The following is a 20343-nucleotide window of genomic DNA, read 5'->3' as shown; positions in this document are numbered from 1 at the left end:
TCGGAATTCTCGTTCCGTTTGTTGATCTGAAACAAGTCGGGGGAGGCGGATCGGGTGTAGGATCGGCGGCAAAACCGTCGTTCTTCTGGTCCTTCACGGAGTGAGTTTCATGTGCCGATCGCCCAGCCTGTCACGCCCTGTCCTGCCGCTTGCCGTCGTTGTTGCCCTGCTGGGGTCACTTGGCCCGTCCCATGGACAGCAGGCCGAGACCGGTGCGACGGCCGAGGGCGACGGCATGTCCTTCGTGCTTCCCAAGTCCGGTCCGTTCACCCCCGCCGAGATCGAGATCGGCAATGAGACCGCGATCGCGAACTGGTTTCGATCGGCGCATGCCGACGCCGCCGCCGAGGCGTTCAGCCACTGGGACGAGGACGAAGAGATCCGCCCGGCCTGCGCGTCCTGCCACTCCGGCGAGGGATTTCGCGATTTTCACGGTCTTGACGGCACCGCCGCAGGCAAGGTCGACGGGCCGATCCGCCCCGGGGGGGTGGTCGATTGCGGCACCTGTCACAATGCGGGGCTGGCCGAGATCCGCGAAGTCGCCTTTCCGAGCGGATTGCTGCATCCGGTCGAGGGGGTCGAGGCCTCATGCCTGACCTGCCATCAGGGCCGTACCGCCGGTGTCACTGTGGAGCAGGCGATCACAGGGCAGGAGCCGGACACCCCCAACCCGGAATTGCGCTTCATCAACCCGCACTACGCCACCGCCGCCGCAAGCTGGTTGGGCGGCTACGGCGGTGCCGGTTATCACTACGAGGGACAGGACTATTCCGGCCGCTTCTTTCATGCGCGGCCGGTTGCGACCTGCAATTCCTGCCATGAGCCGCACACTCTGGAGGTCGCTTTTGAGCCGTGCCTGACCTGTCACCAGGCCGACAGCCCGCAGGGCATCCGCATCGCGCGCCAGAGCTATGACGGCAGCGGCGACACCGCGGTCGGGATACGCGCAGACATCCAGAGCAACGCGGCGGTTCTGATGGACATGATTACATCCTACGCGGCCGATGTCGCTGGCGCCCCGTTGGTTTATGACGGGACGCGCTATCCCTACTTCTTCCTCGATGCGAACGGCGACGGGTTCAAAGACGAGGCCGACGGCAAACCGGTGGCCTACAACGGCTGGACCCCGCGCAGCCTGCGCGCGGCCTATAACTGGAAACTTGTCACCGCCGATCCGGGAAATTATGTCCACAACCCCGCCTATGTGCTGGAGTTGCTGTACGATTCCATCGCCGACCTCGGCGGGCCGCTCGGTGTCGATCCGAAGGCGATGGGCCTGCTACGATAGGAGGGTCGGGCTTTCGATTGCCGGCGCGGCAGGAGTGTCGAGACGGAAATCGGGTGTTCTGGGTATGATGAAACGGCCCTGCCTGTCCGGGCGGCGGATCGTGAAGGCGTCATCATCGAAGTAATGGATGCGATACTCCTCGAACGCGACCGTATCGGACACGCCGGGCATTGAAAGGATGGTCTCAAGGTGCGCTTGCAGACCCGGAAAATCCCGCCACCGCAGGTCCAGGATCATGAAGGCGCCCTGATAGGCCGCATCGAAGCGGATCGCCGTCGCGAACAGCAGGATGTCGGCTTCGCTCGGACGGTCGCCCCAGACATACGGGTACCCTGTCAGCCTGATGTCCAATTCGTTCAGGGCGTCGGCGAATTGCCTGCGCGCGGCATCGTATTCCGATTGGCTTGTTGCGAAGCCGATCCGGTAGACGCCGATATTCACCCGGTCCCTGATCCAGTCGCACCACATCGCAAGGCTGCGATGATGCGCTGCGGGAACGACCGTGGGGTTCACCCCGTCGCCGGAGAAGGCGGCGAGGAACTGCGACAGGATTTCTGCCGAATCCGTGCTGGCGATGGCCTTGCGCTCGCGGTCCCACAGAACCGGCACGGTGACACGGCCGGTGTAGGTGGGATCATTAGCGCGGTAGACCTGCCAGAGCGCTGTCGCTTGCGGCAGCGGCGCGGTGTCATCGCGCGCGAAGGTCCAGCCCGACGGGCCACCCAGCCAGGCATCGGCCAGCGTTACCGGCATCCTGCCGGCCAATCCGAACAACGCATGGGCAATCAGCGCGCGATGGGCGAAGGGGCAGGCGCGCGCGGCGTAGAGGTGATAGCTTTGCGGCCTGTCGCGCAACCTGTCGGTATCAATCCCCACCGCAGGGGCCGGTGTGCGGAACGAGGTGGCAAGGTCCGCGGTCCAGCCTTGCGGATCATCGAGGTTTCGGTGCCATGTTCCGTTGATCATCCCACGCATTGAATTCTGCTCCGGTAAAAGGGGGTTGGCCGACAGCCGTTGTCACGCGTCGAAGATGCGGCGGATCTCCTCCGGCGTGATGCCCATGTCTTCGAGCCGTTGGGCAGGCATCCGGCGGAGTTTTCGTTTGCTGCGGTAACGCTGGTCGCGGTCGACAAGCCAGTGCAGAAGTCGCAGCAGGCGGGGGCGGCCGGACGACCGGATTTCGGACATCGCGGGTGTTCCGCATCGGGGGCAGGAGGTGGTGTCAGACATTGCTTTGCTCCTTTCGGGTTCAGGCATTCGCCGATGGCGCGGCGCGGGGCAGCGGCGTCGAGGGCTTTAAGGCAAAGGCGCCGTCACCCAGCAGGGCCTGAACCACTGCCAGCAGGGTCAGGTAGGCCGGGTATTCCCAGCCGCCGTTTGGGTAGGCGAACATCCATCCGTTGCCGAGGTGCGCCCAGGTGGCTCCGGCAAGGATCGGCGCCAGGGCCATCGCCACCCAGCGGGTCTGGACGCCAAGCACCAGCATGACGCCGCCGATCACTTCGGCGCAGAAAACCGCGTAGGCCAGCCAGCCGGGCAGCCCGAGGGCCTGAAAGAACTCTGCCGTTCCCGGCAGGGTAAAGACGAAAAACTTCAGGATGACGCTGTGGGTCAAGAACATGAGGCCCAGCGCCGTTCGCAGGAGAAACACTCCGATTTGAGTTTGATTGGTGTGCATGACATGGTCCTTCCGATATACATGCAAGTGCATCTATATTGCGCCCCGGAGCCCGATCTGTCAATGTTGATGCAACTGCATCTTTATGATCTACTGGGGTCATGGACACGCTCGCACCCACCACGATCACCGCATGGACAACGCTTCTGACGGTCAGCCGTACGCTGCTGGAAGAGATTGAAGCGGCCCTCAAACAAGAGGGATTACCGGCACTTAGCTGGTACGATTCACTTCTGGAGATCGAGAAGGCGGGCGCGGAGGGGATACGCCCCTACGTTTTGAAAACCCGGCTTCTTCTGCCGCAATACGGCACATCACGTTTGCTTGACAGGCTCGTGGCCGCCGGATTGGTCGAACGGCTGGCCTGTGATGACGACAAGCGCGGATACTCGGTCCGGATCACGGAAGAGGGCCGCGCATTGCGCCGGAAGATGTGGCCGGTGTATCGCGATACCTTGCGCCGGTGCCTTGAAGATCGTCTTACCGAGGCCGAAGCGGATAACCTGATTGGCATTCTCGGGGCGCTTCGCGCACAGGATGCCGATTGAGGCCCGTTTGCCCGGTAGACCTGCGCTGTCCGGGTGACGTCTTGTGCCGATTCCTGCCGACCGAATATTTTCGATTTCGGAAACACTTCGTTATTCGATATGAGGTCTTCTAACAAAAAGAAGCAGTGATCGAGGCAGCAGATGGGCGGACCCTTTTGGGATGCATTGCGCGTGGGCGCAATACGATGGTCCCTTGCCGCCCTGCGGTGTCTTGCGGCCAACGCCGGGTGCCGCACGGCCGTTTTGGCCACGTTGCTTGCCCCAGCCCTTGCCGTGCCGTCCCATGCCTTGTCGGTGGACGATCGCTTTGCGGAGTTGAAGGCGCAGTATGATCCGCCGGCGCCAACGACCGCTTCAATGGCGGAGTATACCGTGACAAGCCTTGCCGATGCGGGGCCGGGAACCTTGCGCCATGCGCTTGGCTGGGCGGAAGACCAGACGATGATCGCACGGATCCGGTTTGGAGTATCAGGCACGATCAAGCTTGAAAGCCCGCTGGTCGTCAAGGGCGACGACATCATCGTCGATGCGCGCGAGGCCGGGATCGTGCTGGATGGTCAGCATCATTGGAGCCAGGTCGACAGGCTTGAGCGCGACGGTAATCACTACGACTGCGTCCTGACCGAGAAGCGCGATCGGACCCTTGTACGGATGATCGGCGCGCGAAACCTTGTCTGGGCGGGGTTCGTGTTCGAGACCGGCATCAGCGGCACCGCGCCGTCGTTTCCGGCGCATGCCGAAGACGATCACAAGCGGCTGGACACCGGTTGCTTCGGCGATGCGATCACCGTGAGCAGCCGAGAGGCGGAGGGCAGCTACAACAACATCGCCGTGCTGAATTCCCACTTCCAGGCCTGTCCGGATGGCTGCATTGACATCGTGAAACCGATGAAGGGTCGGAAGACTTTTGTCGAGGTGGCCGGAAACGTCTTCCGCAACGCGCGCAAGACGATGCTGGTGGGGCGTCAGGACACGCCGCCGGGCAGCTTGACGGTCGCGATCCACAACAACTATTTCCTGGAGAACGACCAAAGGCAGCCGCGGGTCCAGAACGCCCGGGCCTGTGTCTACAACAATGTGCTCGAGAACATCGGCTCTTACGCTGTCGGGGTCTTTCCCGGCGGCGAGACCGTGATCCTCAACAACGTGTTCCTGACCGACGATGGCAAGAGAAAGCCCTGGCGGACCTTCCGGGGCGGCGACCAGATCGCGCTTGGCAACACGTCGAACAGCGCCTTGCCGTCGCAGGGGACCGAGGGCGCACAGCCGGAGTGGTGCCGTCCACGCACGTTGGCGGCTGCGGATGCCAGATTGCTGCAATCGGTGCGCAATGCGGGCCGCGCCAGCGCCTATCTTCGACGCTGAACAAAGGTCTTCGGGACGGTCCCGAGGCTGTTGGCCATGCGTGATTTGATCGCCGATCAGTCTGGATCGTCGTGATGGAGCCGGTGATCCGACGAGCCATGCTTTTGCCGTTTGATATTGTTGAGAATGCGCAGGGCGACCGCAAGGAGCACCGAGCCGAGGACGGCCGCGATCACGCCGAGGTATTTCAGGTCGTCCGGCAGAAGGCGCATGAGCACTGCCAGGACGGCGACGAACAGTCCGAGTGAGGGCCATACCGGTTTCACGACGGTTCCCCACAATTGCCACGGCCCGTTCCGGCGCGTAGGTTCGAGCCATGACCTTTTCCGAAACCGTCATTTCCTTGGCTTCGCGTGCGCATCGTGGCGTGACCTCTGCCCTTGTCATTGCCTTGACCCTAGCCAATTGGGGCGCGACTGCGAAGGCCCAGGCTGTCGTCAACGAATTCGAAACCACGGATTTCACCTATTTGCCCAGTTGGATCGACCATGCCGCTGATCTGGCGCGGGTGCGGCACGGCGTTCTTGCGGTCACCATTCGCCCGGGCACTTACGGCAGCCCGTCGGACGGGCCGGACAGCACCGAGAGGGTCGAGCTTGGGCAGCACGCGGCGGGGCTTTACACGGTACAGCGGTTTCGCTTTCGCGTGGCCGACGGTTTCCAAGCCGACAGGCGCACCATGATCGCCCAGATCAAGGCGCATGTGCGGGGCGGGTTTTCACCTGCCGCGGCGCTGTACCTCGATCGCGGCGGCGCGGCCAAATGCGTCGATTATCAAGGCGCCCGGTCCGCTGCGGACAAGCACAAGCAGGTGCAGAACCTCGTGACGATCGACCGGGGTGTCGTCGATGTGCTGGACGGCGACTGGCACGAGGTTGAGATGCGGCTTTTCCGGTCCGATCGGGACGGGTATTGCCGGATCTCGATCGACGGGCATGTCGTCACCGAACGGTCCGGCCATGACAGCCTGGAGGTCGACACGCGGCGCTATGAAGCCCGGATCGGCATCTACCGTGATGTCCTGCCTTACGATCAATCGGTGGACTTCGACGACTGGGTGGTCAGCAGCAGCGATGCGCCCCTTTGGTAGCGGGTCGCTTCACAACGGGATGATCTTGGTGCGTTCCCAATCGGTCGGGACGATAGAGGCCACGTGCAGACGCGCAAGATCGACCTGGAACACCATGTCATTCAGTTTCCAGCCGCGTCTGACGCCGGCGTCTTCGAACCTGGCCCGCAAGGCGGCCATCAGGACATCGGCCTGTGCCTCCAGATGGGCGAGCGCGTCCGGCGTCAGCCCCTGAGCACCGCGCTTGGCCGCGGCGCGAAGTTCGCAGTGACGCCACCCCGGGATACGCGCGGTCAGAAACAGGTAGGTTCCTGCTTGCGCGATCCGGCCGACGACGGCCGCTGCCGGCAGATCGAGGCGGCGCAGGGCTTCGAGGATGTCGCATTCATGAAACGGGTTGCCCGACGCACCGACCTGACCCTTCGCCGTATCGACCCGCTTGGCCACGGTCAGGAGCGGTGGTCCTGACCGCCTTCGCCAGCCGGGCAGGTCCTTGACGGCAGAGGGGTCATCCCGCACCCGGCCATCTTCGTCGATCTTGATCTTGCCCGGCTTCACGTTGATGCCGTGCTGTTCGAAATAGTGCAGAGGATCGCGCAGGAAGGCGTCCGGGCAAGCATTGCGGTAGCTTGGCTCAATTTCAATCAGGTCTGTCACGTCTCGCGCCATTCCTACGGGGGCCGGACGGAGCGCATCGGGGCCGGCCGCCAGACAACTTAGAACCGTGATAATCCCGGCTTTTCGACAGTTTCTCAAGCCCTTCGGCCAAAGCTGCGGGTTCGGCACGCTTGCCTCGTGGCGGCGCGGTCTCTATCAACTATGCCATGACGACACTCGATGACGTACACCTGCGGTCGGCGCAGATCCTGGGCAGCCTGGTTTCGAGGTATTCCATTCAGGACGTTTTCAGCAGCTCGCGCCATTTCGCGATAAAGGCCTGGACCGCCGAACATGGCGTGACCTGCCTGAAGATCCACCGCAACCTGTTCGATCATCGCGCGGTCCAACACACACACGTGAAATTCCCCGATCGCGATATCCGTACATTGGAAGAGGTCGTCGCCGGGCGGCCCTGGGCCCCCACGCTGATCGAGAAGGCAGACGACACGTCCTGGCTGCTGCGGTCCTGGGTCGGCGGCCAGACCGTCGACAGGCAGCGCAAGACCGACTGGGATCGGGCCCGGCTGATCGTGTTCTGGACCTTCATTCACGAGGTGTTCGAGGTTTTTCATGGCCAGCCCGATCCGATCCTCCTGAAGGACCTGAAGCCGGCCAATGTCGCCTTTGTCGACAACGGTTTCTTTCTGTTCGACTTCGACTCGTCGATGCCCGTGTCCTATTTCCTCAAGTACAAGGGACCGGATTCTCTGGGTAACGGAACCTACCTCTATCTGGCGCCGGAGCTGATCAATGCGGATCGGACCCGGGCGTCGGTCCGGTCGGATTACTTCGCCTTTGGCAGCCTGATGTACAAGTTTGTCGTCGGCAAGGCGCTGTGGTCGAACTCGGTCGCGGGCGAGACCGGATCGGCCCGGCAGTATCGCGAGGAATTCCTGAGCGGCAGGGAGAAGCTGCTGGCGGGACTGGACCGGCACGGCATGACCGACGAGGACAAGCACTTCCTCGCCGCCTGCCTGGACCCGGACCCGGACGGCCGGCCGGATGAATTCCGGCTTCCGGAAACACCGAGATAGCCCGGACCCCGGCGGCGGCGTGACGCGCCGGGATCAGGGCTGCGCCTGTCTAACGGTTTCGCTTCTGCGACAGTTCGTGCCCGATCAGGCGGGCCGATGCGCTGCGCAGCGGACCGTGGCGGCAGTCACTCCAGACCCCGGCATCCTGACAGAAACGCTGTATGGCTGCGATGGTCCTCCGGGTCATCTTTCCGCTGTGGCGGCCGCGGTAGTAGCCAAGATCGGCCAACTGGTTCTGAAGCACGTAGGTATAGGCGCGACGGTCCGCCCGGAACGTCGTCAGGACCCCGGCGGTAAAGGCGTCCCCGGTTGCGGTGTCGAGGATCTCCTTGACCTTGATATAGCGCTGCGGGCGGCGGTTGGTTTCCACGGCCAGGTGTATCCGCTCGGAGGTCAGGACCTCGGGGTCCAGTGTGGCGCCGTAGGCGTCGAGAAGTTCGATGCGCCTGGCGCGGGCGTTCTCGGCCATGCGGGGCCGTTCGCGGTAGAGCTCGATCAGGGATTCGAGGATGCGATCGTCCGTCTTCGCGGCGTCTTCGGCAGCGCCGAGAACGGGGGTCATGTCGAATGTGAACTTCGCACCGCGGGCGGCCTGCCGCAACACCGTGCGCAAGGCCGAAGTGTCGCCGGCGGCACTGAGACGGGCCAGCTCGGACTGTCCGTAAGCGGGGTCGGAGCGCGCGCCGAACTTGCGCAGGGCATGGCCCTCGGCAAGCGGCAGGGTGGCCTTGGTAATGCCGGCCGCAGCGGCCTGTTCCAGCGCGTCGAGAGCCTCTTCCTGGCGGCCCACCCGCAGCAGGGTGCGCGACAGCGCCACGAGCGAATAGTCCCGCCCGGCGGCAACGGCGGCGGCATAGTTTTCGGCGGCGCGTTCATTGCTTTGCGGGACGCTCATCCCACGTTCGTGGAACAGTCCGACGCGTTCGATCGCGCGCGCATTGCCGTCGGCGGCGAGCCGCGTGAATATCGCCAGACTGGCGGCGTGGTCTTCGGGCACGCCGTCACCCTTCCGGTAGGCATCGGCGAGGGCAAATTGAGCCCGTGCGTTGCCCGAGTCGGCCAGAACCTTAAGGCTGGCGAGGCCCACTTCGGGATCGGACTTCGTGCCGAAATCGCCGCCAAGGTGCCCGAGCGCCAGTTCCAGCCGTGCCTTTTCCTCTCCGGCATCCAGAGCGCGGTTGAACGTGTCCAGCGCCTCCTCGCCACGGTCCAGCTTCACGAGTGACCTGCCCAGCGACAGCAGCGAATAGGTGCGGCCCGCCGCCACGGCGGCCCGGTAATTCTCGATCGCGCGCTCTTGATCGCTTTCGACCCCCATGCCCCGGTCATAGAACATGCCGACGCGCTCCATGGCGCGGGCATTGCCCTTGTTTGCCAGGTCGACGAAAATTTCGAGGCTGCGGGCATAATCGCGGTTCTGGCCCGTGCCGCGCCACAAGGCATCGCCCAATTCGAATTGGGCGTGCTCATCGCCTGCCTCCGCCCTATCGTTCAGCGTCGCGATTTGTGCCGGGGTAAGCTGGTCCTCGGCCGCCGCGGCTGTCCCTGCAATAAATGGCAAGCCCGCAAAACCAAAGATTAACAAGATCAAGAACCGAACCGACATAAAGTCATCCTCCCGTTACATTCAAATAATTGTCCGCCAGCCGGCGGGGGATTAATTCCCGCAGTCGCTGATAATGCCCGAAAAATCGTCAGAAATCCAACTTTTCCACAGTGTAGAACATTCTGCGCCGCTTGGTTTGGCGGCGACGGCCTTTATAGGCCCTGTCAGGTCGACGGCCAAATCACGTGGCCGTTTTCGATATCGCGGACCTGCAACAAGCCATATCTGAGTTTCAGCAATTCGAATTCGTCCTGCAATTCCGGCCGAACCAACCGATAGCTGGCAAACCCATAGCGGCCAAGAAACGGCACCAATTCGAGGCCTTTGCAAATGAACAGCAGCCGCCCGAATGGCTTGCGATGATGTTCGCTCATCAAACGGATGAAGGCCATCGTGAGATTCCGCGCCGGGATGTCCCGGACAAGGATGCCGATCGCAGGAAGCGACGCCGGCGCGCGATGCGTGGCGGTCCGGCCCAGCGGCACGTTGAGGGACGGCAGCATCCGGGCACGCATTTCGCTGGCAGAGGTGACCGGATGCGAAACGGCAGGGGCGTCGCCGGGCTGGTCCGGGCCAGCAGGGTCCGCCGGCGCGATCCTCCAGGTGCCTGCCTCGAGTTCGTAGACCATGTTGCGGAATTCGAGGTTGGCCAGACGGGCCTGTGCACCTGTCTCGGGCGCGGTCGCGGGACCGTCTGCGCGTGGGGCGAGGGCAGGGGGCTTCATGCGCGACGGCCCGTGGCAGGAAGGTCATCCGCGTCCGAGACATTCGCCTCCCCCAAAGCGATCCGGCAGATTTCGCGGCTCATCTGCGCCACGCCCTGCGGCTCGTCCAGCTTGCGGTCGACCGATTGCCTGCGGCGCACGACCTCGAGAAAGGCGTTGAAGACATTGGTTTCTCCGGCGGCATCGGTGTCATCCAGAACTTGTCCCCATCCCTGCGACTGCGCATATCGGGCACGTGCCATCTGATCGTCCAGCCGCGCATGGACCGCAGGGGCGAACAGCACCGGCATCTGTCCCAATACCATCGTTTCGTGAAAGCTGTTGTATCCGGCGGCGGTAATGATCCCGTCGGCGGCGTTGAACAGCGGGGCCAGGGGAAAGGTGGACACCTGCTGCACCACGCCGTGCAGATTGGCGGCGGGGGTGGCCAGCGGTGAGCGTGCCCAGAGGAAGCGGATGCCCGTGGTCTGCGCCGCATGCGAGATTTGCGCAGCCAGCGCCGTATGGGTGGTGAGCGACTCCGCCCCGAGGTTGACGAGGCAGAGCGGCCGGAACCGTGACACGTCCAGACGCCGCCGTGCCGCGCGTCGGGACAGCAGGTCGGCGCGGCCGGTCAGCAGCACCGGCGCGGTGCGCAGATATCTGGAAAACCCCGAATATTCCGGCCGAGACGTGACCGTCGGACCACGGTCCATGGTCTCGGCAAGATCGCCGGGTTCGAGGATCAGGTCGCAATATTGTTCGGCCTCGAGAACGCTAGCGTCCGAGCCCTCTTGCCACATGGCCCGGCGTATCCAGATCAGCGCGCAATGGCCGGTCCCCGGTTCGCGCAGCGCCTGATGGAAGGCGGGGTTGATCGTGCTGCCATCGTAAATCAGGGCCGCGACGCCGTTGTCGCGCAGGAACGCGGCGATCTCGGCGGTCTCCCATGTCTGCCAATCGGACCGCTCGGCAGACAGATGTGTTGCGGTTGGCCGTGAGATCACCGGAAAGCCGTGTCGTTCGATCAGGTAGGCGGCCCATGAGTAGCACCAGAATACCGGTCGCACGCCGGATGTGCGCCGGATTTCCATCGCGATGGCCAGAAGCCGGGTAAGATGCCCGAGGCCGGTGCCGTTGGTGACGATGAACAGCACCGCCGGGGCGGCGGCGGGCGTGGATACGGGGGCAGGGGCGTCCGTCGTGCCGCGGGCGAATTCAAGGATATCGTGCGTGTCGTCCGGCGCGGTCTCTGTCGTGTCCAGCCGGAGGCGTCGCCGCAGGCGGGCGTAATTCACGGCGCTGGAGGCCATGCTCCGCGGCTCCAGACCCGCGATGGTGATTTCATTCTGTTCCGGATCGAGATGCGCGGTCGGCAGGCGCCCGGCCACGGCAGACAGCGGGTCAAGCACCTCGATCTCTGCACCCGTGGCCTCGGCGATGGCGGCCCCGGCTGAGGTGGTCAGTGCCACCATCTCGACAAGAGCCAGATCATCGCGCCGAGTGAGCGCGCTGGCCAAGGCCAGCCCGTTCAGCCAGTCCTGCCGGGTTTCGCCCGGTTGCTGTCTTCGCAAGATCACGGTCGCGGGAACCTTCGCCTGTGCAAGGCTTTCGGCGGCGGCGATGAACGCCTGCTGCGATGTTGCCAGCACCGCGTCGACGATGTGCCTTGCGGCGGCAATATCGTGAATGGCGACTAGCTTTGCATCCCGCGTGACGGGATGATCCTGAAGCAGGTCCGCAACCGGATCGTTGCTGTCCGACAGGATGCCGAGTGTTCGGGCGCGTGACTCTGCCAATCGTTACTCCGCTCCGCCGGACGGCGACATAGTGTAAAGACCCGCGATGGTGCGGCCCAGCACGTCGAGGCTGAACTTCTCTTCGACGTGGCCTACCCTAACCCGGTGGTCGCTGCGCAGGGCGCTGCCCAGCCAGCCGTCGATGCGCGCCGCGGCGTCCTCGGCCGAGATGTCAACCGGCAGCAGCAGCCCGGCCTCCGGCGTGGCCTGACACAGCGCTTCCCCGGTGCCGCCGGTGTCGCAGGCCGCCACCGGAAGGCCGGCGGCCTGGGCTTCGAGCACGACATTCGGCGTCCCTTCGATGCGCGACATGAGCAGAAGCACATCCATGCCGGCATAGATATTGTCAGGTCCGGACAGGCCACTTTCGATCCGGAAGTTCTGCAACCCCAGCCGGAGGGCGAGGTCCTGCAACCTTGCGGCATAGGGACCGGCCCCCACCAGCCTGGGCTGGATGCTGAATTCCGAGATCTCGGCAAGCCGCGCCACGGTTCTGAGCCAGAGCTCGGGGCGCTTGTTGGCGGCCAACCGAAACACCCCCCCGACCACGACGGTGTCACCGGGTGAAGGCCGGCGGTCATCAGCTTTGTGCAGCGACCGGTACTCTTCGGTCCTGAGAGCGTTGTTGACGGTTGGCACCGTGCCCGACGACAACGCGAGCCACTCTTCGTAATCCCTTGCGCCCGCGACGGAATTCGCGGTCAGCACCGCGTTGTTCCGATGCGCCAGCGTCTTCAGGAGCGACGCGGTATAGGGCGTGAAGTCGCCGTGCTTCTGCGGCTGCATATTGCGCGCGCTCATCACGATGCGGTCCGTGTTTATCAGCAGCGACACCAACCCGGCCGCCATCGACGCCCGGTCCTGCCAGCCGTGGATGACCTGCGGGCGCAAGCGGTCGGCAAGGTGCAACAGCACCAAGACATCGTCGCGCAGGGGCTGCGGCAGGGCAGCGATCAGCGGCTTGACGGGGTCAGGCAGGGTGGCAAACCGGGTGTTGAGGTTTCTCAGATCGTGGATCGTGACGCCCAGCGCCTGTAATGGGGGAAGAAAGTGCGAATGGTTGCGATCGCGAACGAGAGAGAATACCGCGACATGTATGTCCTCGGGCGCATGACCCTGCGCCAGCAGCGCCTCAACCAGCATGAGGAATTGACGTTCCGCGCCGCCCGCGGACAAGGTCGCGTTGACAAGCAAGATCGTTCCCGGCCGGCTGCCGACATCGCTTTCCTCGTGCAGGCTTTCGCGGATCTCTTCCATCACGTCGCGGGGAATCGGCAGAAAACACTCGGGACTGCGCAGACGTGCGGCCTGCGCGAGCGACTGGCGGGCCACCTCGGCACGCCGGTCGGCACTCAGCACGAGATTGACGACCTTCCTCAGTCGCTGCCCGATCCTGATGTTCTGACCTGCAAGCCAGGCCAGGATCCCGATATAGCCGCGATCCAGCAGCCAGTTGCAGGTTTTCTTCCAGTCCTCGGGGTCATTGTCCTGAATGGCTTTGAGCTGGCCGGGCGTTCCCAGCAGTTTGCAGATCAGGTGCTCTTGCCCCAGCAGCCGGGCGGCTTCGACACGATGCAGAAGCCGCGCATCTTCGGCGAACAAGGCGCTGGCGACCTCAATCGCCTCGTCGCGCCGTTCGAGCCGCAGCAGAAGGTGGCATTGATTGATGCGGGCTTCGCTTTGAAAATCGCCGGCGGTGTTGCCGAGCGCGCGCCAGATTTCAAGCGCGCCGTGCCAGTCGAACAGCGCTTCCCTGATGCGCGCCAGTCGCGCCCTGAGATTGTCGCTGTCCGCGAACTGGTTCAGTGCCCGTTCGGCGATGGTTTGTGCCTCTGTCAGGCGGTCGGCGCGCCGCAAGCCGTCTATGCAGACGACGGCCTGCTTGGCGCTGATCAGGGTGCCGTCCTGCAAGAGGCGAAGCGCCTTGTCCGGGGATTTTCGCGCGATCGCTGCCGCAAGGATAGACCGGGCCTCGTCATCGTCGGGCTCGGGTCCGAAGGTCTCGGTCAGGTAGTATTCGGCGCGTGCGTTCTGACCCTGTTCCAGCGCGTAGCGGGCCAACTCGAGCGCCGTATCGGACGAGTGCATTCCGGTGTCATACAGCGCCAGCTGGACCTCTTGCGCGATGCCGTGAAATCCATTGTCCCGCGCACAGTGGCCCAGACGCTCCCATAGGGCCGGGGCATCTTCGAGCTGTAAGCCTGACGACATAAGCTTTTGAAATGCGACAAGAACGTCCCCCGCCGCTATCAAGTCCGATACCATGCGGCGGGCTTGAAGTTCTGTGACCGGGAAACTACGGTTGAGGTCGAGTGGGCCAGAATTCATGGAGCGATCATGAGCACGCAAACGCGAGATGGCAACGAATTTCGCGAGGCGTTCAGCGAGGGAGTGCCGCGCATGGTCGCGGAGTCCGACATCGAACTTGTCGAAGAACTTGCGCGCGACGTCGGCTCTGGCGAAACCATCGTGGAATTCGGGCCCTGGCTGGGTGCATTCAGCGTGGTGCTTGGCCAGCGGGGCCGCCTGCATGTCGTCGACAATTTCCAATGGACGTCGCTTCACGACAAGCGCTTGCCGGGCCTGGTCGAAGCCGGAAAGTCCTTCCGCCCGGTGTTCGAGGCGTCGCTTGCGGAGCACGCGGTTGATGCGACGATCCATGATGTGAGCTTCGAGGACTTTCAATGGTCGGACGGGCCGATTTCACTGTGCGTCATCGACGCCCCGAAAACCGCGGATCAGCTTGAACACTGCCTGCGGCCGGTCCTGCAACATCTTTGTGCCGATGCGCGGATCTGCCTGAAGAACGGTCTGACGCCGCTGCTGGCGGATATGACTGCCTATGTGGAGTGGCTGCTGGCGGAGGGGGTGCTGGCCGCCCCGGAGCAGGAGGTCGACGCCGGCAGCAATATGCTGGTGCTGACCAAGGGCCCGCAGGCCGGGCGGTATGATGATCTGAGCGGACAGAGGCCGGATGAGCGGGCACGATTGCCGGGCATGCCGGATACGGTGCGCCTTGCGGAGGAGCATCCGTATCGGTTCGCGGCCGTAATCAGGTCTTTCCTTGCCGGGGATTTCTCCGAGGCGTTTCAGCATGTGTCAGACATGCCGAAGGCGCGTCGATTGAAACGTGTCTGGGAAAAACTCGCATCCCGGATGCATAAGACCAAGGGCGTGGACCAGTTGCATCTCGACGCCCTGACGGAAGTGATCGGCGCACATCACGCGGTGATCCCCAAGGAGGTGCCCGAGAAGTTCCACCACGGGATCGAGCGGGTCTATCGCGGGTACTGGATCAACACGGCGAATCGCCCCAACCGGGCACAGGACTTTTGTCCGGACATTCTGGCCCGTGCCTACCAGTTCGGCTATCTGGCCTGGCCCAGCAAGGTCCGCAACGAGGTTCATGACCGAGACATCATCGATATCGGCTGCGGCCCGGGCCTGCATGGCCTTGGCTATCTTGCCGCCGGTGCAAAAAGCTATTTCGGGGTGGATCCGATCATCCGGATGGACAAGGACCGGGTCAAGAACATGAGCACCGCCGATCGGGAGGGGTTCGGCTGGACGCCCGATGAGATCGCCGCGCGCGTCGGCGCGTGGCGCGTGTCACCGCAGACGGTCGAGGAAATCGGTGCCGACGAAACCTTCGATCTGGCGATCATGCATAATGTGACGGAGCATCTGCATGGGCTGGAACAGGCCTTTGTCAATACCGCGAAGGTGCTTCGCGACGGCGGCAAGCTGTTGTTCAACCACCACAATTATTATTGCTGGAATGGGCATCACTGCGCGCCGAAGACGGTCAAATTGATGGATGTGACAGACCCGGCACAGCTTGAGCTGATCGATTGGGGACATGTCGAGTACCAGCCGGAACCCGAGCATTACATCGCCCGCGGTCTGAACAGGATCCGCCTTGATGACATCATGGCCCTGACGGAGAAGTATTTCGAGATCGAAAGCTGCGACGAGCTTCCGTCGGGCAAAGAGGTCGGTGGCGATCGACTTACGGATGAGATCCGCGAACGGTATCCCTATCTGACCGACCGTGATTTCCTGACCCAGAACCTGACGTGCCTGGCCCGCGTGAAGAGATAGACCGGAACGGACCGAAACGATTCGGCTGTCAGAGCTTGGCGTATTGCTGCGGCAGCTTCTTGTAGCCCTTGCCGGTGGAGATCAGGCAAGTCAGCCCGCCCGCCTTGGTCACCGTCACGCTCCAGGTGGCATAGGACTTCGACGCGTAGACCTCGACCACGTAATCCGTCGGCGTGCGGCCGACCGATTGTACTGTTTCGCCGAACTTTTCCTGCAAACGCTGCGCCACTGTTTCGCGCGGCGCGCATACTTTCGGGGCCGCCAGCGCGGTCTGCGCGATGCCCAACATGACAGCTGCGCCCAGCGCAGTTTTCAAGCCTGTTTTCATTCCTCTGCTCCGTAGCCCGTGCTCGTGTTCTTGGACGGGTGTCTGTCCCCGCTCAGGTGAGGGTCTAGCTTATCGCAACGCAAGTTGGCAAGATTGAGGCAATCGCGTGTCCCGAATTCGACACTTCATGTGGTGGTCGAAACACATGAAAACCACTGTATCTTGCGCCTATGCGGAAGGATACCGGAGAGGTCTTAAGCATAGGTTTAAAGGCACCACCGCCGGGAAAAGCGGCGCTGCGCAACAGCGTTCCGGGCAGTGCCGGCAATTGAAACAATCTGTTTCCTATATTTGTCGTCGCCGCCGCAATTGGCCGTCGAATTGGTTGCCGGGCGCATTTCGAGGCCGGGATATCGGCCCAATTCGTGCGATTTGCTGCGTAGGGCACGGGGTATCGTCCTCCCACTAAAGTAGTTCTGCTTTAGCGGTATTTAGTATGGGGCTAATTCCACTTCGGTTGTGGGGCCGGGACCTGGTCCGTCGACGGAAATATCAAGCCGGCTTACGGTACGTCAAAAAAAATAGACAAGCTGATGAAATCGTGTCTACAATCGGTCTGATGTCGAATTTCTTAGGAGTGCGGCATTATTTGAACAGGCAATAGTCGAGCAGGACGCACGCCTGGGCGGTATCGACATCTGGTGGGAACTATTACCGATCGGATGAAAATGCGCTACGAATATGTATTGTTTTACTTGTTGATTAGTTTTGCGGCACAGAGCTCCAATGCAGCCGACCGCAATGTGATCGATCAGGAATTGAAGGGTGAGCTTGATTTCCGTGAGATCAAGTATCGCGAATGCTTTGGTGTGGATACCTGCACCATCGATGGCGTGACGATTTCAGCGTTCACCCGGCTTGATTCATCGGGCGAAAGCCAGAAGGCCGAGATCTACTGGGACCCGGTGGATGGCCTTGGGATTCTGGGTGGCGGTCAGGATGACGAGATCGACTTCAACGAGCGGCTCGAAATTTCGTTCGAACAGCCGCTCAGCATCGAGAAGATCTGGCTTTCGGACCTCTTCTACGGCGAATCGATCCGGTATACGGATGCCGCCGCGGCACTTGCCGAGGAAGAGGACTATGAGCTCGCCCGGGTAGAGATAACCGGTGACAGCACCGATCCGTCGGTTATCGAGATCAGCGGCCGTCGGTACCTGCCTGAGGACATGTTCAACAAGGTCATCAGCAAGTTCGATTTTCAGAATGGAGGCGACTTCATCAACCGACTGGTCATCTCGGACGGTGTGGCGATGCTCATCGTTCCCGACATCGATGGCGAGGCCGGTCTTCTCGAAATCAAGCTCGGCGATGTCGACCCGGAGAAGCTGAACCTGTTCGAGGACGGTGAAGAGTTACAATACGACCTGTCCGAAGTCTTTCCGGACGGCTCGATCATCAATCTTTATCCCGAGGGCACGCACAACGCCAAGATCATCGTGAGCATCCTGGACAACCCGAGCGAATTGGACAGCCTGCAGACCGCGGCGGAACAGGGACGCACCTTCGGGGACGTGCCGAACGGCGAGATCGGGGTCGAAGTGAGCCAAGCGACCACCGCAAGGCAGGTGACGCTGGTCGCGCCTGCGGGAACCAGCAACGACTTCTCGGTCGCGGGGCTTGTCATCGGCGGCGAGCCTTCGACCCAGCTTGGCGCATTGATCCAGCAGGACTCTGAATGATGACGGCTGGAGCATGTAAAGCCGTCAGGCTGCGGGAAGCGCACGCGGCATGGGTTTCGACGCGGATCCTGGCCACTGGCAGGTGCACGACATGATCATGTTCAAGCGCATCTGGTACGTCGTCAAACACGTCATCCTGTTCTCTGCCCTGGCAACCAAGGCCACGGGTTCTATGCTGTCGACCTCGTATCTCAGTGACGAAGGGTCGGTCTGGCAAACACTCAGAGATGAAGTCGATGCTGAAATGCAGCAACGTCGGTTGCCGGGTCACATCCGCGCCCTTATCGATGAACTCCTGCGCAGGGAGGTCGAGATGGGTGTGGCGATCCGACTGTCTTACGCTGCCGTCGACGAGGCCGACTACGAAAACCTCGATCACTTCTGGCTGACGTCCGAGTTGATTGCCGATGATGCCGGCGCGATGCGCCTGCTGGTGGAGATCCGGGGCGGGCTTGCGCCGCTGGATGCGTCCGGTGGGCCAGATGAGTCCGAGGTTGCTGTCCTGATCGACGAGGCCGTGCTGGATAGGCACTCGCATTACGACGCAGTTTGAGCGGTCCGCGATCTGATCGAATATCTGTTCCCGCGCGGCAGTCGGGCGGGCGCCGATTGGCGCACGGTTTCGGCGTGGTGATCAAAGGTCGATACGGGCTGGATCAAAGAAAGGCCGACCTGAAGGCCGGCCTTGTGGATGTGGCCATCCGATGGGACCTTCACGGTCCCGAAGGCGGTGGGTTCAGCCGCGCTCTCTGAAGAAGGTGTGGACCTTTTGGCGAATGTGGTCTTCGCGTTCGGTGCTGCTGATGATCGTCAGGAGCACGTGAACTTCTTCATGCGTCAGGCCGTACACGTCGGCACCTTCGGGCGCATAGGCCAGGATCGGCATCCGGTCGTCGTGATCTGCGCTTTGAGCGGATACGGCGGTGGCAGTGCCTGCCAGAAGAAGCGCGACAATGGAAATAATTCTTGTCATAGTTCCGTTCCTTTTAAATATTCCGAGACATCAGAAGGCCGAACGACGGGTTTCCAAATTGTCCGGAAGCACGGCGCACCGCCCTTGAATGGAAAACAGACTGCGCCTCTCGGCACCACCGCTCAAGACAAGACTTGCGTCACAGGTGATCACGCAATCGTTCCGTTGAACGTGAGGTTTTTCCCGCCGTGTGGGTGCGCTGGCGTGGAGGTCGTTGATGTTTCGCTCACGCTTTCGTTACGGGCCGTGATATCTGCTTCGCGAATGCTTACGTTGCGTAATCTTCACGATATTTTGCGCCGTGGTGAACGCTGGTTGTTTTGCGCTGCCTTGACGGAGCATTCATGCAAAGCGCCCAACCCCGGCGCGCGCCAATTGTTTTGAGACGTCACGGGACGAATCGCACGGTGGGCCCAATGGTGGTGTCGAAGGTGCGCAGGATGTCTTCGGTTATCGTATAAGTAGTATCCGGTTGGGCAGCGCCTGTGAAGGGTTGACCGCCCGGGCAATCGGAGTGATCGTAATACCACCCATTCATAGGAACCACTCGGCGGGATCAGACCAATGACGGATCGCGCGGTCGCTTGCAGACTTTCGTTTTACATCATGGCGATCCTCGTCGTGATGTTGGTAAGCGTGCCTGACAGCGCGCGTGCCCACACCGGTCTGTCGACCGACGCACAGTTCTTTACGGTCGGGTTGGAGCCGGGCGAAGCAGAACGTGCGGAGCGCTGGCATGCCCATGATGTGGCGTCGGGCACCAGCGGTCTGCATATCGCCTTCGTGATTCATGCGCCCGCGCAGTCCCAGCCACCGCTGCCTGCACCGGACCGCACCGCGACCAAATTTCATGACACCAGTCCCGGCTGCGAGCCGCCGGTGCCAATCGCCCTTCTCTGATGCATCGTGGCTGCGGCCGCATCGTTTTTCAGAGGAGAAAGATCATGAAAATTGCAGGGTTTGCAGCAATGTCGCTGAGTGTGGCACTGACCGGAGCCGTTTGGGCCCATGCCGGCGCGACCGGCGTCGTGAAGGAACGCATGGACGGCATGAAGGCCATGGGCGACGCCGTAAAGGCGATCACGCCGATGATGCGCGGCAAGGTCGATTACAATGCCGACGAGGTCCGGAGCTTCGCAGAGGGCGTAAAACAGCATTCGGGCGAGGCCATGACCCGCCTGTTTCCGCACGGGTCCATGGACGCACCCACGGAAGCGAAGCCCAACGTCTGGGAGCATTGGGACGAATTCGAAGCCTTGGCGGTCCAACTGGGTACATTGGCCGAAGGTTTGGCCCTTGCCGCCGACAACGGGGTGAAGGGCCTGGGGCCGGCGGCCGCCGGAATGGGTGGCGAGACCATGATGGGTGGCGGCGCCATGATGGGCGCCGGACATATGATGGCCGACCTTTCGCCCGAGCATCTTGCGGAGATGCCGGCCGACGCGGTCTTTCATATGGTGAGCCAGACCTGCTCTGCCTGCCACACCAAGTTCCGTGTGGAAAAGTAG

Annotated in this window: 21 protein-coding genes; 10 read left to right on the top strand and 11 right to left on the bottom strand. The window is 62.4% G+C overall.

Going from position 1 to position 20343, the window contains the following annotated elements; all coding sequences use genetic code 11:
• Nucleotides 1-109 precede the first annotated feature (109 nt).
• Complete coding sequence (locus tag AC04PT_RS03980; RefSeq protein ID WP_482872220.1) at nucleotides 110-1288, top strand: cytochrome c3 family protein; 1179 nt, start codon at nucleotides 110-112, stop codon at nucleotides 1286-1288.
• Here the strand turns inward: AC04PT_RS03980 and AC04PT_RS03975 are convergent.
• The 3 genes from AC04PT_RS03975 to AC04PT_RS03965 are packed head-to-tail and all read right to left on the bottom strand — an operon-like array spanning nucleotide 1280 to nucleotide 2966.
• Nucleotides 1280-2254: a glutathione S-transferase C-terminal domain-containing protein gene (locus AC04PT_RS03975; protein ID WP_482872219.1), complete on the bottom strand. Its 975-nt coding sequence runs from the start codon at nucleotides 2252-2254 to the stop codon at nucleotides 1280-1282. The genes AC04PT_RS03980 and AC04PT_RS03975 overlap by 9 nt on opposite strands.
• Before the next feature lie 51 nt (nucleotides 2255-2305).
• Nucleotides 2306-2518 carry a hypothetical protein gene (locus tag AC04PT_RS03970; RefSeq protein ID WP_482872218.1) on the bottom strand — a complete coding sequence of 71 codons (213 nt, stop codon included), beginning with the start codon at nucleotides 2516-2518 and terminating at the stop codon, nucleotides 2306-2308.
• 19 nt (nucleotides 2519-2537) lie between these two features.
• Nucleotides 2538-2966: a DoxX family protein gene (locus tag AC04PT_RS03965; protein ID WP_482872217.1), complete on the bottom strand. Its 429-nt coding sequence runs from the start codon at nucleotides 2964-2966 to the stop codon at nucleotides 2538-2540.
• A gap of 101 nt (nucleotides 2967-3067) precedes the next feature.
• Between AC04PT_RS03965 and AC04PT_RS03960 the strand changes: the two genes are divergently transcribed.
• Both AC04PT_RS03960 and AC04PT_RS03955 read left to right on the top strand, forming a co-directional pair.
• Nucleotides 3068-3514 carry a MarR family winged helix-turn-helix transcriptional regulator gene (locus AC04PT_RS03960; protein WP_482872216.1) on the top strand — a complete coding sequence of 149 codons (447 nt, stop codon included), beginning with the start codon at nucleotides 3068-3070 and terminating at the stop codon, nucleotides 3512-3514.
• 294 nt (nucleotides 3515-3808) lie between these two features.
• Nucleotides 3809-4879 (top strand): pectate lyase family protein, encoded by a 1071-nt coding sequence (locus tag AC04PT_RS03955; RefSeq protein WP_482872215.1) that lies wholly within the window; start codon nucleotides 3809-3811, stop codon nucleotides 4877-4879.
• A 56-nt stretch (nucleotides 4880-4935) separates the two neighbouring features.
• Here AC04PT_RS03955 and AC04PT_RS03950 read toward each other — a convergent pair whose 3' ends face one another.
• Nucleotides 4936-5145 (bottom strand): hypothetical protein, encoded by a 210-nt coding sequence (locus AC04PT_RS03950; RefSeq protein WP_482872214.1) that lies wholly within the window; start codon nucleotides 5143-5145, stop codon nucleotides 4936-4938.
• Nucleotides 5146-5195: 50 nt separating this feature from the next.
• Between AC04PT_RS03950 and AC04PT_RS03945 the strand changes: the two genes are divergently transcribed.
• Entirely contained in the window at nucleotides 5196-5969 is a 774-nt protein-coding gene (locus tag AC04PT_RS03945; RefSeq protein WP_482872213.1) for a heparin lyase I family protein, read from the top strand.
• Between the two features lie 9 nt (nucleotides 5970-5978).
• On the opposite strand, the gene AC04PT_RS03940 is transcribed toward AC04PT_RS03945, so the two are convergent.
• Nucleotides 5979-6605 carry a hypothetical protein gene (locus tag AC04PT_RS03940; protein ID WP_482872212.1) on the bottom strand — a complete coding sequence of 209 codons (627 nt, stop codon included), beginning with the start codon at nucleotides 6603-6605 and terminating at the stop codon, nucleotides 5979-5981.
• Between the two features lie 167 nt (nucleotides 6606-6772).
• On the opposite strand from AC04PT_RS03940, the gene AC04PT_RS03935 reads away from it, so the two are divergent.
• The gene (locus tag AC04PT_RS03935) at nucleotides 6773-7642 is read left to right on the top strand and encodes a protein kinase domain-containing protein (RefSeq protein WP_482872211.1); all 870 of its coding nucleotides are present in this window, start codon (nucleotides 6773-6775) and stop codon (nucleotides 7640-7642) included.
• Nucleotides 7643-7691: 49 nt separating this feature from the next.
• Here the strand turns inward: AC04PT_RS03935 and AC04PT_RS03930 are convergent, their stop codons facing one another.
• The 4 genes from AC04PT_RS03930 to AC04PT_RS03915 all read right to left on the bottom strand — a co-directional run bounded on the left by AC04PT_RS03930 (nucleotide 7692) and on the right by AC04PT_RS03915 (nucleotide 13962).
• Nucleotides 7692-9203 carry a tetratricopeptide repeat protein gene (locus AC04PT_RS03930; RefSeq protein WP_482872210.1) on the bottom strand — a complete coding sequence of 504 codons (1512 nt, stop codon included), beginning with the start codon at nucleotides 9201-9203 and terminating at the stop codon, nucleotides 7692-7694.
• A 209-nt stretch (nucleotides 9204-9412) separates the two neighbouring features.
• Nucleotides 9413-9973, bottom strand: a complete 561-nt coding sequence (locus AC04PT_RS03925; RefSeq protein ID WP_482872209.1) for a hypothetical protein — start codon at nucleotides 9971-9973, stop codon at nucleotides 9413-9415.
• On the bottom strand, nucleotides 9970-11751 hold the full coding sequence (locus AC04PT_RS03920; RefSeq protein WP_482872208.1) for a hypothetical protein: 1782 nt from the start codon (nucleotides 11749-11751) through the stop codon (nucleotides 9970-9972). Before AC04PT_RS03920 ends, AC04PT_RS03925 begins: the two co-directional genes overlap by 4 nt.
• A 3-nt stretch (nucleotides 11752-11754) precedes the next feature.
• Complete coding sequence (locus AC04PT_RS03915) at nucleotides 11755-13962, bottom strand: glycosyltransferase (protein ID WP_482872207.1); 2208 nt, start codon at nucleotides 13960-13962, stop codon at nucleotides 11755-11757.
• Nucleotides 13963-13968: 6 nt separating this feature from the next.
• Between AC04PT_RS03915 and AC04PT_RS03910 the strand changes: the two genes are divergently transcribed.
• The gene (locus tag AC04PT_RS03910) at nucleotides 13969-15852 is read left to right on the top strand and encodes a class I SAM-dependent methyltransferase (protein ID WP_482872206.1); all 1884 of its coding nucleotides are present in this window, start codon (nucleotides 13969-13971) and stop codon (nucleotides 15850-15852) included.
• A gap of 28 nt (nucleotides 15853-15880) precedes the next feature.
• On the opposite strand, the gene AC04PT_RS03905 is transcribed toward AC04PT_RS03910, so the two are convergent.
• Complete coding sequence (locus tag AC04PT_RS03905) at nucleotides 15881-16180, bottom strand: hypothetical protein (protein WP_482872205.1); 300 nt, start codon at nucleotides 16178-16180, stop codon at nucleotides 15881-15883.
• A gap of 662 nt (nucleotides 16181-16842) precedes the next feature.
• On the opposite strand from AC04PT_RS03905, the gene AC04PT_RS03900 reads away from it, so the two are divergent.
• Nucleotides 16843-17862, top strand: coding sequence for a hypothetical protein (locus AC04PT_RS03900; RefSeq protein ID WP_482872204.1), 1020 nt, complete (start codon nucleotides 16843-16845; stop codon nucleotides 17860-17862).
• A 49-nt stretch (nucleotides 17863-17911) separates the two neighbouring features.
• Nucleotides 17912-18415: a hypothetical protein gene (locus tag AC04PT_RS03895; protein ID WP_482872203.1), complete on the top strand. Its 504-nt coding sequence runs from the start codon at nucleotides 17912-17914 to the stop codon at nucleotides 18413-18415.
• 183 nt (nucleotides 18416-18598) lie between these two features.
• Here AC04PT_RS03895 and AC04PT_RS03890 read toward each other — a convergent pair whose 3' ends face one another.
• Complete coding sequence (locus tag AC04PT_RS03890) at nucleotides 18599-18835, bottom strand: hypothetical protein (RefSeq protein WP_482872202.1); 237 nt, start codon at nucleotides 18833-18835, stop codon at nucleotides 18599-18601.
• Nucleotides 18836-19399: 564 nt separating this feature from the next.
• Here AC04PT_RS03890 and AC04PT_RS03885 point away from each other — a divergent pair.
• Both AC04PT_RS03885 and AC04PT_RS03880 read left to right on the top strand, forming a co-directional pair.
• Nucleotides 19400-19735, top strand: coding sequence for a hypothetical protein (locus AC04PT_RS03885; protein WP_482872201.1), 336 nt, complete (start codon nucleotides 19400-19402; stop codon nucleotides 19733-19735).
• Between the two features lie 44 nt (nucleotides 19736-19779).
• A complete protein-coding gene (locus tag AC04PT_RS03880; RefSeq protein WP_482872199.1) occupies nucleotides 19780-20343 on the top strand; it encodes a c-type cytochrome in 564 nt (187 codons plus the stop codon).

It is taken from the genome of Litorisediminivivens sp. KMU-197 (genome assembly GCF_056858395.1).
Note: the sequence above shows the minus strand (reverse complement) of the source record. Positions and strands in the feature narration are given on the sequence as shown.

Coding starts and splice junctions, on each gene's coding strand:
- AC04PT_RS03980 (WP_482872220.1), top strand. CDS start 110: ATGTGCCGATCGCCCAGCCTGTCACGCCCTGTCCTGCCGCTTGCCGTC.
- AC04PT_RS03975 (WP_482872219.1), bottom strand. CDS start 2,254: ATGATCAACGGAACATGGCACCGAAACCTCGATGATCCGCAAGGCTGG.
- AC04PT_RS03970 (WP_482872218.1), bottom strand. CDS start 2,518: ATGTCTGACACCACCTCCTGCCCCCGATGCGGAACACCCGCGATGTCC.
- AC04PT_RS03965 (WP_482872217.1), bottom strand. CDS start 2,966: ATGCACACCAATCAAACTCAAATCGGAGTGTTTCTCCTGCGAACGGCG.
- AC04PT_RS03960 (WP_482872216.1), top strand. CDS start 3,068: ATGGACACGCTCGCACCCACCACGATCACCGCATGGACAACGCTTCTG.
- AC04PT_RS03945 (WP_482872213.1), top strand. CDS start 5,196: ATGACCTTTTCCGAAACCGTCATTTCCTTGGCTTCGCGTGCGCATCGT.
- AC04PT_RS03935 (WP_482872211.1), top strand. CDS start 6,773: ATGACGACACTCGATGACGTACACCTGCGGTCGGCGCAGATCCTGGGC.
- AC04PT_RS03925 (WP_482872209.1), bottom strand. CDS start 9,973: ATGAAGCCCCCTGCCCTCGCCCCACGCGCAGACGGTCCCGCGACCGCG.
- AC04PT_RS03915 (WP_482872207.1), bottom strand. CDS start 13,962: ATGTCGTCAGGCTTACAGCTCGAAGATGCCCCGGCCCTATGGGAGCGT.
- AC04PT_RS03905 (WP_482872205.1), bottom strand. CDS start 16,180: ATGAAAACAGGCTTGAAAACTGCGCTGGGCGCAGCTGTCATGTTGGGC.
- AC04PT_RS03900 (WP_482872204.1), top strand. CDS start 16,843: ATGAAAATGCGCTACGAATATGTATTGTTTTACTTGTTGATTAGTTTT.
- AC04PT_RS03895 (WP_482872203.1), top strand. CDS start 17,912: ATGGGTTTCGACGCGGATCCTGGCCACTGGCAGGTGCACGACATGATC.
- AC04PT_RS03890 (WP_482872202.1), bottom strand. CDS start 18,835: ATGACAAGAATTATTTCCATTGTCGCGCTTCTTCTGGCAGGCACTGCC.
- AC04PT_RS03885 (WP_482872201.1), top strand. CDS start 19,400: ATGACGGATCGCGCGGTCGCTTGCAGACTTTCGTTTTACATCATGGCG.
- AC04PT_RS03880 (WP_482872199.1), top strand. CDS start 19,780: ATGAAAATTGCAGGGTTTGCAGCAATGTCGCTGAGTGTGGCACTGACC.